The following is a 16,240-nucleotide window of genomic DNA, read 5'->3' on the forward strand; positions in this document are numbered from 1 at the left end:
ACTTGTCAAATTTTAATTTTTGCGTTGTACTTTTGTAAACTAGTTTTTGCACGAATAATCGAATGATCACACCGTTTAAGTCAGTAAGTATTTCTCATCGCAGCGCACCACTCACCATTCGGGAAATGGTTGCATTGAGCGAGGAAGAAAGTCGGGCATTTACACTCAAGTGTAAAGATTTATTCGGCCTACAAGAATTATTGATTGTATCGACGTGCAACCGCACCGAACTATATTACACCTCACAAGAATCCTTCTCAAATGACCTAATCAAGGCATTGCTAATCGAAAAAGGATTAACAAATACCAGCGATTATGTGCATTACTTCATCCAAATGGATGAAACAAACGATTCCTTGAAACACCTTTTTGAGGTTGCCACTGGCCTACAGTCCAAAGTGGTAGGTGATTTGCAGATTCCAAACCAGATAAAAAAAGCGTATCAATTGGCAGCCGACTTAAACATGGCCGGTCCATATTTGCATCGCTTAATGCATACCATTTTCTATTCGAATAAGCGTGTTGCGCAAGAAACCTCATTCCGTGACGGGGCTGCATCTGTTTCTTATGCGACCGTTGCCCTAGCGGAGGAACTAGCTCAAGCTATTGCTACACCTAAAATCTTAATCTTAGGATTAGGTGAAATTGGGATTGACGTATGTAAAAATTTAGAGGATAAAGATTTTGCTGAGGTGACGGTGATGAACCGGACCATCGAAAAAGCAGAACGCGTGGCACAAGGGAAAAACTTCCGTGTCGCTCCGTTTGAAGATATCTGCAAGGAAGTTGAAGCAGCTGACATTATCATATCCTCCGTGCGGACAGATGCTCCGATCATCACACAAGAGAAATTGAAAGGCATGCAATTACTTTCATTTAAATATTTCATCGATTTATCTGTTCCTCGGAGCATTGAAGAAGCCGTTGAAAAAGTATCAGGCATCTTGTTATATAACATCGATTCGTTGAAAGAACGTGCAGATGAGGCTTTAGCTGCCCGCATGGCATCCATTCCAGATGTGCGTGTCATCATCGAGGAAAGTATTGAAAGCTTCAATGATTGGTCTAAAGAGATGGAAGTTTCACCGACCATTCACAAATTAAAAGGTGCTTTGGAGCAAATCCGCAAGGAAGAAATCAATCGTCACCTGAAAGGTCTAAGTGCAGAAGAAGTAGAGAAACTAGAAAAAATCACAGCTTCTTTGGTACAAAAAATCATCAAGCAACCCATTATTCATTTGAAAGCAGCCTGCAAACGTGGGGATTCTGAAACGATGGTGGATGTATTGAATGACCTCTTCAACCTCGAGCAATTCGAAGAGCACGAATCCTAATCGCATGGACAGCGCAATACTGACTAAATTGGCCCGCTATTGCGCCTATCAGGAACGCTGCATCTCAGAAATCAAACTAAAAATTCAGGAATTAGACGGCACTGACCTGCAGGACGATTATATCCAGTGGTTGCAAGAAAACAATTACCTGAATGAGCAAAGATTCATTGGTCTATTTATCCGCTCCAAATTCAACCAGAAAAAGTGGGGACGCGGGAAAATTCAGTTTGAATTGCGTAAAAAAGGAATTTCAGATTCGGACATACAAGCGCATTGGGATGAAATTGCTGAAGGAGATTATACAGAAGCCCTAAAAGTCCTACTCGAAAAAAAAGCAACTTCGCTCAAATCAGGAACCCCGAACGAAAAATACCAAAAGTGTTACCGGACGGGTTTGTCCAAAGGCTTTGAGCCTAGTCTTGTTTCTCAGGTCTTGAAAGGTCTTTTTCCGAAGGGATTTGCATAAAATCATTTTTTTCCTACCTTTGAGACATGGATTTCAAATCAACTACTTATTACGCAGGTTATTATTACGCAGGATACTACGTCTGCGCGTAACCGGTTTGATAGGTTTTTGATGTTAACTTATTTTCGCCGGCCTGTGAGTCGGCATTTTTATTTTATGAGCTTTTCTATTTCACCCGCTTCGCGTTTACAGTCCGTAGAGGAATACTATTTCTCCACGAAACTCAAGCAAATCGCTGCATTACGCGCTGCCGGTATTCCGGTCATTAACCTAGGTATAGGCAGTCCAGACCTCGCTCCTGCTACGGAGACAATCGAGGCATTGACTGCGTCCGCAGCTAATCCTGCCAACCACGCCTATCAGGGGTATCAAGGAATTCCAGCTTTACGCGAGGCTTTTGCCGCGTTCTATGCCAAGCATTACGGTGTGACAGTCGATCCAGCTGCTGAAATATTGCCATTAATCGGCTCCAAAGAAGGCATCATGCACATCGCCATGGCCTATTTAGAGGCAGGAGATGTGACCTTGATTCCGAATCCGGGCTACCCAACTTACCAAGCAGCGTGTTCGCTGGCTGGGGCAACGGTTCAAGCATACGAGTTAACGGAAGCGAATGGTTGGCTACCTGATTTAGATGCGTTGGGCCAACAAGATTTATCGAAAGTAAAAATTATGTGGGTAAACTATCCGCACATGCCCACGGGTGCCAAAGCAGATATCGCATTTTTTACTAAACTGCGCGATTTCGCAATTCGCCATTCCATATTATTGGTCAATGATAATCCGTACAGTTTTATCTTGAATGACAATCCCGTTAGCATGTTGGCCGTTCCCGGCATGAAAGACGTAGCCATTGAATTAAACTCACTTTCCAAATCCCACAACATGGCCGGTTGGCGCATCGGTGCGGCTTTCGGTCGAGCGGAGTTATTGGGGCCGGTGTTGAAATTCAAGTCCAACATGGACTCTGGTATGTTTTTACCTTTACAAGAAGCCGCGGTAAAGGCTTTATCTGCAGATGCTCACTGGTTTGCGCGTCAAAATGAAATATACTTGTCACGTCAAAAGAAGGTATTTGAATTAATGGATCTTTTGGATTGCGTATATGATTCCGCACAAACTGGTATGTTTGTTTGGGCTCGCGTGCCAGCTTCCGTTGAATCTGGCTATGCACTATCCGACCAGGTATTGGATGAAAATGCGGTGTTTATCACCCCTGGGGGGATTTTTGGCACACAGGGCAACGGGTATGTGCGGATTTCGTTATGTGCCAAAGAAGAGGTTTTTCAAACGGCGATAGATCGCATTAAAACGCAGAGCAATGGAATCTAAGAAAGTAGGTATTATCGGAATTGGGTTAATAGGTGGATCCATCGCGAAAGGCTTGCGCGCATCTGGTTGGGCTTCAGAACTTATTGGAATTGAAGCTAATCCGGCCCACGCAATCAAGGCGCTTTCCCTGCGGTTAGTTGACGAAGTTTTACCTTTATCCGAAGCCATTGACCGTGTGGATATCTTTGTTTGCGCAACACCGGTAGATATTTTGGTACAAATCATTCCGAATGTTTTGGATCAATTAAAGCCGGGCCAAATCGTGATTGAAGTTGGCTCAACCAAAACACCCGTGTACGAAGCACTAAAAAATCACCCGAAACGTGCGCAATTTGTTTCGACCCACCCGATGGCTGGAACGGAATTTTCTGGACCGGAAGCTGCGGTGGATGGATTATTTGTAGGTAAACGTGGGGTTATTTGCGATAAGGAATTAAGTTCACCCGAAGCTATTGAGACCATTGAAAGTTTATACCGCGATGGATTGGGAATGAACTTGATTTACATGGAATCGATTGACCATGACGTACATACGGCCTATATCTCACATATATCGCATATTTGTTCGTTTGCGTTAGCCAATACGGTATTGGAAAAAGAAAAAAATGAGGAGCGTATTTTTGAATTAGCTTCGACCGGTTTTGAATCGACGGTACGTTTGGCGAAATCTTCTCCTGAAACGTGGAGTCAAATTTTTCATCAAAATCAAGAGAACCTGATGGATGTGCTAGATGAATACATCAATACCTTATTGAAATACAAAGGCTTGATGCTCTCCGGCAGTTATGACAAATTGAAAGATGAACTGGGTAAGGCCAATGATATTGGCCGAATCCTGAATAAGCAATAAAAAAAGCCCCGATGTGTGTCGGGGCTTTTTTATTAGTTTCCTCTTGGAGCCTTGTAAGCAATTGGCTTCCATGCATTATTCTTGCCATTGATATCTGGGAAGACATGGTCTGGATCAATTGTCACCGACTTGATCGGAAGATTCGTTGATGTCTTGAAGGTCCATGTAGCTCCACGCTGCCAAATTTCTACCGGGAACGTGAAACGTTCTTTCGTGCCACCCGCCATTTCTACTTCGACAATCGCTGGCATAGCCATCTTGTCTAGGTTTTCAATCGTGATTAAAGCGCCTTTGGCAGGATCTTGATCAATGTAAACGACATCTTTCACCGACTGATCAAGTTTCCATAATTCGTAGAACCAAGCACGCCAGAACCAACCTAAATCTTCGCCGGCGCCATCTTCCATCGCACGGAAGAAATCACGTGGTGTTGGGTGTTTGAAAGCCCAATTTTTGATATACTGCTTGAATGCGTAATCGAACCGATCAGCACCTAGGATATTTTCACGTAAAATTCGTAATCCAAAACCTGGTTTATTGTATGCCTCCCAACCTAAATTACGTGCTTGAATAACATCAGGAATCGACATGATCGGATCAGCTTCTGCACGGAACATGCGCGGAGCGATTTGATGCATATCAAACTTTGGATTCTTGTACTCGCCTTTATTGAAGGCATCTGTTGAGTAGAAATTGATAAACGTATTAAATCCTTCATCCATCCAAGCGAACTTACGTTCGTTTGTTCCTACGATCATCGGGAACCAGTTGTGACCAAATTCGTGATCCGTCACACCCCACAAAGAAGCGGTTTGGTCGCGGTAGCCACAGAAAATAATACCTGGATATTCCATACCTGAAACAATACCCGCGACATTTGTCGCGACTGGATACGTGTATTCATATAACCAATTTGAATAGTGTTCAATCGATGCCTTCACATATTCGGTAGAACGGGCCCAGGCTTTATCTCCGTCTGATTCAATTGGATAAACCGAAACTGCTGTAGCCTTTTTGCCGCTTGGCAAATTAATCATCGATGCATCTTGGATGAAGGCTTTCGATGTAGCGAAAGCTACGTCACGTGCATTTTTACAAGAAAACTTCCACGTCAAACGATCTTTAGCTGGACGCGATGCTGCATCAGTAACCTCAGCCGCTGAACGAATAACAACCGTTTTATCAGATGTTTTTGCGGCAGCCCAGCGCTTCATTTGCTCTGCTGTGTAAACCTCCGCTGGATTCAATAATTCACCCGAACCTACCACAATATGTGAAGCAGGCACATTGATGGAGTACTCAAAATTTCCATATTCTAGATAGAACTCGCCTGCACCTAAATATGGTAACACATTCCATCCTTCAATGTCATCATATACACACATGCGTGGAAACCATTGGGCAACCGTATATACATCACCGTTTTTAGTTTCCTGAATACCCATACGGTCTGAACCGTTTTTCGGGGAAGTAAATGAATAAACGATTTTGATTTTTGCGATACCCGCTTTCTCCACTAATGGAGTCGCTAAGCGTATTTGCATCCGCGTATCCTCCACAATAAAGTTGGCCGGTTTTCCATCAACCAATACACTTTCAATGGCATAACCTCCATCAAAAGCAACGTTACCAAAACGGCCACCCAACACAGGAGTAGTTTTGCCTCCGCGCGATTGCGTGTTAAACGAATTTTGGTCTAATTGTAACCAAAGAAAAGGTAATTTATCGGGAGAATAATTCTTGTAGGTAATCTCCACATCTCCTGAAATCTTGCGTTTGGTATCGTCTAAGGAAGCAGATATTTTATAATCAGCGACATTTTGCCAATACCCAGGGCCTGGAGTTCCAGCTGCAGAGCGCGCGGAAGAAACGGGGCCATAATTCCAAAGTGGATGAAATATTTCGTACGCATTGTATTGCGCGTTAGCTTGCAAGGAGCCTAGTAGCAATCCGAATGCAATGAGCTTTTTAAGCATAATGATGAAGTTTAAAGTCGATTAATTTTATTCAAAAATGGTTAAAATCTCGTCATCAAGCAAACGTTTTGTCAAACCTAAGGCCTTAGGAACCTCATAATGGTAGAAAAACTTCATGGTATGGATCTTATCTTGATAGAAAGCTTGTTCGCCGCTATTGTTTGCTAATGCCTCCGCTGCCACATTCCCTTGCTTCAACCATTGCCAAGCAACAACAATCAAGCCAAACAAATCCATGTACAAGGTAGAGTCGGCAAGGAATACATCCGGCTGAGCGGATTTGCTTAATTTATGCATGGTTACCTGATTGAGACTAGCTAATTCGTTGGCCAACATCTCTGCGTAGGGTTTCGTCTTATCCAGTGACATTCCTTTTTGGATATCGGCTTGGATCAATTTCACCAAAGCTTGTACTGCTTTTCCTTGGGCGCTTGGGATTCCACGACCCAATAAAGTTAATCCGTGAATACCGGTCGTTCCTTCATAAATGGACATAATCCGGGCATCACGTGACATTTGCTCCAGCGGAAAATCCTCGGTATATCCGTAACCTCCTAGCACTTGAAGCCCTTGATTAACGGCTAAAAATCCTTGCTCCGCGGGATATGTTTTCGCGACAGGAGTCATCAGATCTAATAAAATTTGTGCTTCTAATTGCGCATCCCCTTCCAAACATTTGGATAAATCCTCCCAAAGGAAACATTGGAAAAGTAATCCCATGGCTCCTTCAACAATTGATTTTTGGTAGTACAACATCCGCTGAACATCGGGATGATTTTGAATGAGCGTTGGTGGAGTCTCCGGATCTTTATTCGTCAACTTTCTTCCTTGGCTACGCTCTGATGCATATTGTTTGGAGAAATGATACGCGGCTGAGGCGATGTAGGCGCCGCCCATACCCACGCCTAAGCGTGCTTCGTTCATCATTTGGAACATGTACATGAGGCCTTTATTGGGCTCACCTACCAGATATCCGATTGAATCACCTTGATCGCCAAAAGACAAATGTAAAGCCGGTGTTGCCTTTTGACCCATTTTATGATAGAGACCCATCGACAAAACTTGGTTGGAAACCCATTGACCGTTTTCTTGTCGGCGCTTCGGAACCACAAACAACGAAATCCCTTTCGTTCCTTTGGGAGCTCCTTCTAAACGGGCTAAAACTAGGTGGATGATGTTTTCTGAAAAGTGATTATCACCTCCAGAGATGAATATTTTTTGCCCTTTGATGGCGTAGGAACCGTTTCCTAAATCTTTGGCAGTTGTCATCACATCGTTCAACGAACTTCCTGCTTGCGGCTCTGTCAAACACATGGTGCCTGTCCACTTACCGGAAAGCATGTTGGGAACATAGGCCTGCTTAAGTTCTTCTGATCCAAAACTAGCAATTAAGTGTGCGGCGCCATTACTGAGACCCGTAAACATAACAATGGAATTATTAGCCGCACCGCGAATAAATTCATGGGCACCACCGACGATCGAAGGGAGTTGTTGGCCCCCTTTTTCATACGAGAACGTAGCGCCAATCATCCCCGAATCACCCATTTCTTTTACATAAGCTTCTACGGAGTGATGAACTTGTACGGTACCGTCAATCAGTTCGGCTTGTTTGCGATCTGCATCTACAAAATGAGGGCGCAAGTGACGTTCGGCTATTTGCTCTGATGAGTCCAGGACCATGTCAAACATGTCTGGGGTGTAATCCGCATAACGTGGATAGTTACACAGTTGACCATAATTAAATACCTCTTTTAGGATAAAATCGAGGTTGCGGCGATCGTATTCTCTTGGCATACTTGTTCTGTTTAGATGGAAACAAATTTGCAGAGAAAAAATTTATTATGCAAGCATACTACTTTGGGCTTCCCCACCTACCTTTGGCAAACCTTGGAGGATTGCCAAAGGTAAGGAGGAGCGAGGAGAAAAACGGGAATTTTAAATCAGTAAACTGGTAAATTCAAACCGATATTATAGGGAATCCAAGCGGCCTGCCGACAATCCCACAAAGGTGAATCTTGATAACGCAACTTCTTGAAATTGACCAGATTGACGAGTTTTTGATAAGACGCTCCTGGGATTCCATTATAGCGATCCACGAGCACACGCTTTTTCGTCTTACCCGCCACCATAAAATAACCAAGTACCTGGCGATCCGGATTATTCAAACATGTCAAATTACCAATAATCTGCGCCGGGACTTTATCAAATATCCCACCACCTAAAGTGCGTTGATCCTCTTGACGCTTCCAATATTGATGCGTTGCCTTATCTACATGATACACCTCCATCTGCACAAACCACTCGGTAAAATCATCATAAGGAATCGCAGCCAAAGGCACCTTTATCTCGCGGCCATCCAAAAATGCGTCGTCCACTAAGATAGGCTGGGTGTTTTGAACAGCTTGCCAACACTTACTATAACAAATTGGCACAGGCGCTGGTGGTGCCGGTGGCGTCGGGCAGGTCGTTAAAAATTGAATGAAATCTTGGCGTTTGATGAAATAATAATCATCAGACCCGCGTGTGTCTTGCAGACTAGCCTGCATCTCAAAATACATATCCTCCACTTTTTCCGCATTCACATACTTGGAATTCAATGTCTTTAATTCCGTAGGCGCAGAAAGCACCTGCCAGCTCGAAGCAATGTCCAAACCATCCGGCGTCATAATCTTTAGCCGGTACTTTTTCCCCACTTGACCCTGGAATGAAGCCGGCGTTTGATACATCCCCTTTTGAATCTCCTTTAATACAATCGCCGACCCAGACTCTTCCACAATGCGAACATCCGCACCCGGAATCGACTGACCCTGAAACTGCGTAGGATCAAAAGGCGAATAACCCGATGTAAAATTCAAACGAACCGTATAAGGCCCCGCTAGATTAGTCATTTCACCATATACCACCACCGCATCACTCAAATTCTCCGTCTTAAAATCAGTGATTTCCGTTTCGCACGAAAGCAACCCTAACAAGCCCACAAATGCCAATATCCTCCTCATTAAAACTTGAAATTATAGGTGACGGATGGAATCGCAGCTCCCAACACAGATAATTGATACGTTCGAGCCTGATTGATCAAGCCCGTAGAAGACCTGAAAAAGATTGAATAGGCGTTTTGGCGCGATAAAATATTGTAAACAGAGAAATTCCAACTCCCTTGCCAGCGTTTTCCCTCTTTCGGCTCAACCGTAAATCCAATATCCAAACGCATGTAAAATGGAATACGCTCCTGATTTCGTAAGGTAAAACTTGGACTCGAATAACCATCCAACAAAGGCCTAATGGTCGTACTCGTCAAAAAGGTATTATTCGACCCGCCATATTGATACGTCGTAGGCGTTAAACCGGGTCTGGGAAAAACACCATTGGCATAGCCATAATCGTATAAATCATTAAATGCATAAATCTTATACCGGCCATTTGGATAAGTAATAGGCCGACCAGACGTGTAGGTAAAGTTTGCATTAAACGAAATGCGTTTAGTCAAACGATTATTCAACACAAATTTAAAGTTATGCGGCATGTCGAAATTCGCTGGAAATTCCTTGCCAAAATTGGCAGCAAACTGACCCTCCGTTGCACCAACTTGTCGGAAAGACCGCGCATACGTGTACGAAACCCAACCAGTCAACCGCAATCCGCGCGCCTTCTTTAAGAAAAATTCCGCCCCATACGCACGTCCTTTTCCTACAACTAATTCTGTTTCAACCGTCGGATTTAAATACAAAGCCGCACCGTCCACATAATCAATCACATTAGCCAAACGCTTGTAATAAAACTCAGCAGAAGCCTCAAAAACAGCATTTTGCGCATTGGTGAAATTCTTAAACACACCCATGGAAAACTGATCCGCCACTTGCTGAGGCAAATAGGCATTCGAATTCTTCCAAATATCCACGGGCGATATCGCCATGGTATTGGACAATAAATGCATAAACTGTTGCATCCGATTAAATCCAAATTTCACCGAGGTACTCGAATCCAATTTCACTGCCAAAGAGACCCGCGGCTCGAATCCTCCATACGTTTGAATCACATCTGAAGACGCAAAACGCAAGGTATCCGTTAACGAATTCAAAGTACGCGGCGTTCCTACCCGATATTGAAAAGTTTGCAAAGGACCCAGCAATTGAAAATAGGCAAAGCGCAAACCATAATCTAAACTGATACGCTTACCGATAGGCACACTATGCCCCACATAAATCCCCATCTCTCGAGAATTTTCTACCTGCATCGGAAATTCATTCACTTCAGACGATGATGATGTAGGTCTAAATGTTCCCGCATCATTTTGATATTGATTAAACTCTGCACCAAAATCCACACGCCCTTTCCCCTTCAAATCCAAACTCAAATCCTCCCTTACCGTTTGCTGCTTAATCGATGGTTTCCAATCAAATTCCAATCCCTTTTTCATCCCCTCAATCCCATATCGATAATCACTAACGAACGCCGTAAAATTATGAGCTAGCCTTCCCCACAGTGCGTTATGCTTAAAACTAATGGACTGAGTTTGCCAAGAATAAAGCGTATCCGAAGCAAATTTAAAACCATCATGACTGACATATCCGGATAAAGAGATTCGTTGGTTTTCATTCAACTTGTGTGTCAACTTAAAATTGACATCATAAAAATCTGCCTTACTTTTTTGCAATGCAGGATTAGGAAAATAGCCCAAATAAAAATCGGAAATCGAACCACGGGCGCCAAGAATTAAAGAAGTTTTTCCTTTCACCAAAGGCCCATCAAACAATAATCGGCTGGAAATCGGACCCACACCCCCTTGGATTCCCCACTGGTCAAAATTCCCTTCCTTCACGCGCACATCTAACACAGAAGATGCCCGTCCGCCATACATACTCGGTATACCACCCTTATATAAGCTCAAATCTTGAACCATATCGGCATTAAACCCCGTAAAAAATCCAAACAAATGCGATGTATTAAACAAAGGAACGCCGTCCAATAACACGAGATTTTGATCCACATTTCCACCCCGCACGTTAAAACCGGAGGCCCCCTCGCCGACCGTTGACACACCCGGCAACAACATAATACTTCGGATCACATCTGCCTCTCCCATTAAATTTGGCAGCTTTTTCAGGGTTTTGCTAGACATTTTTTCAACGCCCATGATGGTGCGATTGACATTCGCGTCCGACTTTTCCGTCGAAATAACGACTTCATCTAAAATCTCTTCTGCCTTTTCTAGGAATACCGACATGCGCGTATTTTCCTTTAAATCGACCCGACCCGTTTTGAATTTATAGCCCAAACTGCGAAAAACAATTTGGTAGGAACGTGAAGGTAAAGTCACGGAAAAATGACCTAAGGAATCTGTTCGAGCACCGATCGATAAACCCGAAAACAATACCGAAGCCCCTTCCAAGGGAGCCTTGGTTTCAAGGTCTTGAATGGTTCCAGAAAAAATAAAATAGCCTCTTTTTTGACCAAATGCGGTACAAGAAATCAACAACAACACAGCTAATAGCCTACACCTCATTTTCGTTTGTTTCGCAAGATTAATATCCCTTTGGAATTTTTCCAAGCAGGATCAAATCCGCCAGCAGGGAACTTGGCAACCGCATGGCTACCTAAAACCACATCCAAATCTCCATCCCCTTCAAGATCCCCGATATCCATCACTGACCACCGACCGAGGTGATTGACAGGAATGGTTTTTAAGTCAAAAGATTTACCCAAATTTTTGAAGTAAATCAATCCCTCCGCAGGTCGCTTCTCCACATCCGGAAATAAAGCAATCGACAACATATCTTGATCACCGTCCGCGTCTACATCCGCAAGCATCACTTTCGTAGCTCCATTTTGAGGATAAAAAGCTTGTTGCTTAAACGTCATTTTGCCTTGATTCGTATATACATAAACTCCATGATACGGTTTCAAGATGGTTGAAAAATCCGCATTATCCCCAGCCGTACACACAATATCTAAATCTCCATCGCCATCCACATCACCCATATCAAACGAACTTGTTCCATAAATAGATGGGAAACGCAATAATCGAGTCTCACTAAAATTCAACCCACCCTGATTCGTGTACAACATAATTCGCTCATCCCCTTGCGCAAATAAAGCCACAATGTCCGGACGGCCATCGCCATTAAAATCGCGAACATCCACATGAGTGGCCCCAGTTTGTGCATTAAGCACCTTTTTCGTCCAAGAGCTCCCCATTTGTTTCCAAACGGTCATCCCGCCAATCATAAACCCAAATTCACTCGTGATCAATTCTTCTTGTCCATCTCCATCGAGATCAACGGCCTTCAATTCAATTGGCCGATTTAATCCTTTCAATAGTTCCTTAGGCCCCCCTTTTCCAATCACTTGGACAGATCCATTCACATCCGGATTCGCTTGGGTAGTCGTACCTATAAAGGTGTACAAATACTGCTCCTTCCAGGGTTCAATGTAGGTAAGCGCGTTTTGATTCTCTGATTTTCGGATGGGTTTTCCTTGCGCATCCAAAACCCAAATGACACGATTCGACTGATCCCCAGCAATAATTTGATGGTTTTTAGCATCAATCCGAACGGCCGTGAAATTTGGTATGGTACCCTTAGGTAAGGCAACAGGCAAATCTTCCACAGAGAAAGATTGATCCTCTGCCAAAGGTGCGTAGGCTGGAATGTCTAATTCCTTAGGCGCCTTGGTCAAATAATATTCCTTGATTTTTTCCCAATCATCATCAGCAATCAGCTGAGATTGAGGACGCATAATCGCATAATCTGACAGAGGCTTTTGCAATTGGTCAATTTCCTTTGAAACGCCAAGCATGACCGCCATGTATGGAAGCGTACTGTATTTCCAAACATTTTGGGGCAATAAGCCTGGTTCAGGAAATGCATGACACGACTGGCAATACTGCTTAGCTAAAGCCTCCCCTTCTGTGACATCTTTCGAGCAACTTGGAAATTCATAAGAGAATACCGAGAAAAGGGCAATTGCCAGGATTATCCGCATCAATTGAGCTTTTTAAACACTTGCATGCGATCTGAATTACGTGTGACAAAATACAAGGGACCCTTAGGTGTTTGGATAATTTTGATGTCGCGCACATCCCCTTCTTGCAAGAATCCAGTATCCGTAGGCACCAGCGCTTTAAATCCTCCCTTTCCATCACCCTTTAAAATAAGTCCGAAAAAAGCATCATAACGCGCTTGATACATGGAAGCCCCATTGAAGTTTCCGCCCAAAATAACATCCAAATGTCCATCCTTATCCACATCTTCCGCGCGTAAAACCATCACTTTGGACACCTGAGCCAAAGCCGGCAAATCATGTCTTTCAAATTTTCCTTGGCCCTTATTTTCCAGATAAATGGATTCAAAGGTATTTACCAAACGTTCAGTAGCACCTTTTAACTCACTATCGCCAAACAATTCTTCAATCGTATTGCCAGCAAATTCTTTGTACTTCGTATACTTTTTAGAGATAATGCTCGGAATCTGTTTCCCTATTTCATCTTTGCTATTAATCGGATACCAATCATCTCCTCGGTTATATCCGATGATATGCTCCTCCGTCTCATTCTTATCCACATCCTTAATTAACATGCGGAGTTTCCCATCTACTTGTTTCCGCAATTTCGTATTGGTCCCCAAGTTCCCTACCACGAAATCAACATCACCATCGTGATCAAAATCACCAGCCGTTAATCCACTCCAGAAACCTGTCAACTCCTCCAGGCCATTTTCCATTAATGTGAATTTCCCCTTTTGATTTTCAAACATTTTTATCGGCATCCAATCACCAATTACCGTTAAGTCTTGGTCTCCGTCTTTGTCAAAATCAGCCCAAATCGCTTCGGTCAGCATCCCCGCTTCTCTTAGTTCTGGAGCTAAGGCCGGGGTGCGGTCAGTGAATTGTCCTTTTCCATTATTCACCAACAAATAAGATTTGGGTGAATAACCATAATGGTAGGCCACTACGCGTCCGCCAACAAATAAATCGATATCACCATCGCGATCAAAGTCGCATGGACGAACAACGGATTTATTATCATACATCGCTGGCAGAGCGTTTAGGTCACGTGTAAAATTACCTTTGCCATCATTTTTGTAGAGTCGGTCAAACTGCTCAGGCATTTTGTCGAAAAACTCGTTTCCACCTGTCACCACATATAAGTCTAGATCTTTATCGCCATCGGCATCAAAAAACAAGGCATCCACATCTTCATACAGGCTATCCACATGAAAAGAAGTCTGGGGTGAAAGGGCAAAGCCATTCGCTTTTTGAAGGTACAATTGACCCGACTGGTATTTCGGTCCACCCACATAAAAATCTTCTAAACCATCTCCGTTTACATCCCCCACGGCCATTTTAGGGCCTTCCATGGAAACCTTAAATGGAATTAACAATTCACGATTAAAGTCAAAATAGGTGTTTTCTAAATGCAAATAAGGAATTCCCGCCGCAGACGTCACCTCTTCAAACATAGGCTTCGGTTGGACAAAGAACTGAAAATCCTTTACCAGCATCTGTGCATTTTTCTGATCGAGTGTCAACAATTCATTAATCTTCGGATTTTTAATGATTTGCATTTTCTCATTTTCCCAGATCACAATCAATGAATCTACTTGCGCTAATTGGCCGATTCCAAATAACAAAGTAGGCTCTACAGAACTCATAAATCCACGCGTCGGCATCATCTGCTGGAGTTGTTGGCCTTCCTTCGTCTTCAAAATCACCTTCGCCCCGATACCAAACGTATTCATACCCTCGCCTTTGAACTTCACTTTCACAAAGTTATTCTTCAATAATTCGCGCGAATGATTCTCGTAAATTCCCGCAGGCTCATTTAGATTATTTGAAATCAAATCCAAGTCCCCATCATTGTCCAAGTCGGCATACGAACTCCCATTCGAAATCCCGGCTTCCTCAAAACCCCAATCCATAGACTTGTCTTTAAAACGCAAATCTTTGGAACCTTGGAATAAGTAATTATGCACTTTACCACTCGGCATTAAATCGATGGCCTCTTGGTCCAATTTATGGGAAGTAGGTAAGCCATAATGCAGCGAATCTCCGATAACGAATTTGAGGTAATCCAGGTCGTTTGGCCTGCGTAAAATACCGTTTGAAACGAAAATATCTTTCAGACCATCCCCATCGTAATCAGCCATTAAAGTACCCCAACTCCAGTCGGTGGCCGCAACGCCTGACGAAGCTGCGATATCAGAAAACTTTTGCCCCCCCATGTTCAACTGGAGACAATTCCGGCTATACTGATTGAAATAGCCAAACTGCAATTTGTACATGTAAATATCTAATGGGTCCTCGCCAACAGACGATTTCTCAACCTTTTCATCCTCTGGATACATGTCCAGCGTCATCACATCTTGATACCCATCATTGTTGATATCCGCAATATCAGAACCCATCGAGAAGCGGCTTAAATGCTTAAAATGCTCTTTGATTCCTTCTTTATATGTACCATCTTTTTGGTTGATGTAGTAATAATCATCTTCGTGAAAATCGTTGCTGACATAGATATCGAGCCAACCGTCATTATTCAAATCCGCTACAGAAATCCCTAAACCATACCCCATCGCAGCTTGATAAATACCAGATTCTGCAGAAATATCCTTGAATTTGCCGCCATCGTTGCGGTACAGGTAATCTCCAGCTTCGTTATCTTTCAACATCCGCGTATTGACACGGTCATACGAACGGGTGTTATGTACGGCATGATTCAACAAATAACAGTCCAAATCCCCATCTTTATCGTAATCAAAAAAGGCAGCTTGTGTTGCAAAACCGGTAAAATCTAGGCCGTACTCACTTGCTTTCTCCGTAAATGTATTATCGCCATTATTGATGTATAATTCATTGGAACCTTCAAGCCCTTTAAAATTACTGACCGAACAAACATAAATATCGAGTAATCCATCGCCATTCACATCGGCCATGGTCACACCCGTCTTCCAATCTGAAAATCCTTCAATACCCGATTTTTCGGATATGTCTTCGAACTCCATATTGCCCTTATTCAGGTACAATTTATTCTTACCTTGGTTAGACGTAAAAAAAAGATCCACGAGGCCATCATTATTGATGTCACCCGAAGCAACGCCACCCCCATTATAGAAATAGAGGTAATCCAAAATGTTAAATTCAGGTGTTTCCTTGATTTGATTGGTAAAATCAATGTGTGTTTTCGAGGCGGGCAATTTCTCGAATAATTGCACATCATCACCCGATTTACATGAAAGGAAACCAATGGATAAAATGAAACATGCGAGATACTTATTCATACTACTTA

Annotated in this window: 10 protein-coding genes; 4 read left to right on the forward strand and 6 right to left on the reverse strand. The window is 43.1% G+C overall.

Translation table 11 applies throughout. The features are described from left to right. Positions 1 to 62: 62 nt before the first annotated feature. The 4 genes from hemA (at position 63) to U0R10_RS08990 (ending at position 3,982) form a co-directional block, all read left to right on the forward strand. Positions 63 to 1,334, forward strand: a complete 1,272-nt coding sequence (hemA, locus tag U0R10_RS08975; RefSeq protein ID WP_377983631.1) for a glutamyl-tRNA reductase — start codon at positions 63 to 65, stop codon at positions 1,332 to 1,334. 4 nt (positions 1,335 to 1,338) lie between these two features. Continuing rightward, entirely contained in the window at positions 1,339 to 1,800 is a 462-nt protein-coding gene (locus U0R10_RS08980; protein WP_377983632.1) for a regulatory protein RecX, read from the forward strand. Positions 1,801 to 1,956: 156 nt separating this feature from the next. Continuing rightward, complete coding sequence (locus U0R10_RS08985; protein ID WP_377983633.1) at positions 1,957 to 3,132, forward strand: pyridoxal phosphate-dependent aminotransferase; 1,176 nt, start codon at positions 1,957 to 1,959, stop codon at positions 3,130 to 3,132. Next, positions 3,122 to 3,982, forward strand: coding sequence for a prephenate dehydrogenase (locus U0R10_RS08990; RefSeq protein WP_377983634.1), 861 nt, complete (start codon positions 3,122 to 3,124; stop codon positions 3,980 to 3,982). The genes U0R10_RS08985 and U0R10_RS08990 overlap by 11 nt, the downstream gene beginning before the upstream one ends. A 32-nt stretch (positions 3,983 to 4,014) precedes the next feature. Here U0R10_RS08990 and U0R10_RS08995 read toward each other — a convergent pair whose 3' ends face one another. The 6 genes from U0R10_RS08995 to U0R10_RS09020 form a co-directional block, all read right to left on the reverse strand. After that, positions 4,015 to 5,958, reverse strand: a complete 1,944-nt coding sequence (locus tag U0R10_RS08995; RefSeq protein WP_377983635.1) for a M1 family metallopeptidase — start codon at positions 5,956 to 5,958, stop codon at positions 4,015 to 4,017. A gap of 27 nt (positions 5,959 to 5,985) precedes the next feature. Next, a complete protein-coding gene (locus U0R10_RS09000; RefSeq protein ID WP_377983636.1) occupies positions 5,986 to 7,752 on the reverse strand; it encodes an acyl-CoA dehydrogenase in 1,767 nt (588 codons plus the stop codon). A 146-nt stretch (positions 7,753 to 7,898) separates the two neighbouring features. Then, complete coding sequence (locus U0R10_RS09005; protein WP_377983637.1) at positions 7,899 to 8,957, reverse strand: DUF4249 domain-containing protein; 1,059 nt, start codon at positions 8,955 to 8,957, stop codon at positions 7,899 to 7,901. Continuing rightward, positions 8,957 to 11,461: a TonB-dependent receptor gene (locus U0R10_RS09010; RefSeq protein WP_377983638.1), complete on the reverse strand. Its 2,505-nt coding sequence runs from the start codon at positions 11,459 to 11,461 to the stop codon at positions 8,957 to 8,959. Before U0R10_RS09010 ends, U0R10_RS09005 begins: the two co-directional genes overlap by 1 nt. Next, positions 11,458 to 12,939, reverse strand: a complete 1,482-nt coding sequence (locus tag U0R10_RS09015; RefSeq protein WP_377983639.1) for an FG-GAP repeat domain-containing protein — start codon at positions 12,937 to 12,939, stop codon at positions 11,458 to 11,460. Before U0R10_RS09015 ends, U0R10_RS09010 begins: the two co-directional genes overlap by 4 nt. Further along, a complete protein-coding gene (locus tag U0R10_RS09020; protein ID WP_377983640.1) occupies positions 12,939 to 16,232 on the reverse strand; it encodes a VCBS repeat-containing protein in 3,294 nt (1,097 codons plus the stop codon). Before U0R10_RS09020 ends, U0R10_RS09015 begins: the two co-directional genes overlap by 1 nt. Positions 16,233 to 16,240: the final 8 nt, after the last annotated feature.

It is taken from the genome of Aquirufa avitistagni (genome assembly GCF_042715545.1).
GTDB classification, from domain to species: Bacteria; Bacteroidota; Bacteroidia; order Cytophagales; family Spirosomataceae; genus Aquirufa; species Aquirufa avitistagni.

Coding starts and splice junctions, on each gene's coding strand:
- U0R10_RS09005 (WP_377983637.1), bottom strand. CDS start 8,957: ATGAGGAGGATATTGGCATTTGTGGGCTTGTTAGGGTTGCTTTCGTGC.
- U0R10_RS09020 (WP_377983640.1), bottom strand. CDS start 16,232: ATGAATAAGTATCTCGCATGTTTCATTTTATCCATTGGTTTCCTTTCA.
- U0R10_RS08990 (WP_377983634.1), top strand. CDS start 3,122: ATGGAATCTAAGAAAGTAGGTATTATCGGAATTGGGTTAATAGGTGGA.
- U0R10_RS08985 (WP_377983633.1), top strand. CDS start 1,957: ATGAGCTTTTCTATTTCACCCGCTTCGCGTTTACAGTCCGTAGAGGAA.
- U0R10_RS08995 (WP_377983635.1), bottom strand. CDS start 5,958: ATGCTTAAAAAGCTCATTGCATTCGGATTGCTACTAGGCTCCTTGCAA.
- U0R10_RS08980 (WP_377983632.1), top strand. CDS start 1,339: ATGGACAGCGCAATACTGACTAAATTGGCCCGCTATTGCGCCTATCAG.
- U0R10_RS09010 (WP_377983638.1), bottom strand. CDS start 11,461: ATGAGGTGTAGGCTATTAGCTGTGTTGTTGTTGATTTCTTGTACCGCA.
- U0R10_RS09015 (WP_377983639.1), bottom strand. CDS start 12,939: ATGCGGATAATCCTGGCAATTGCCCTTTTCTCGGTATTCTCTTATGAA.
- U0R10_RS09000 (WP_377983636.1), bottom strand. CDS start 7,752: ATGCCAAGAGAATACGATCGCCGCAACCTCGATTTTATCCTAAAAGAG.
- hemA (WP_377983631.1), top strand. CDS start 63: ATGATCACACCGTTTAAGTCAGTAAGTATTTCTCATCGCAGCGCACCA.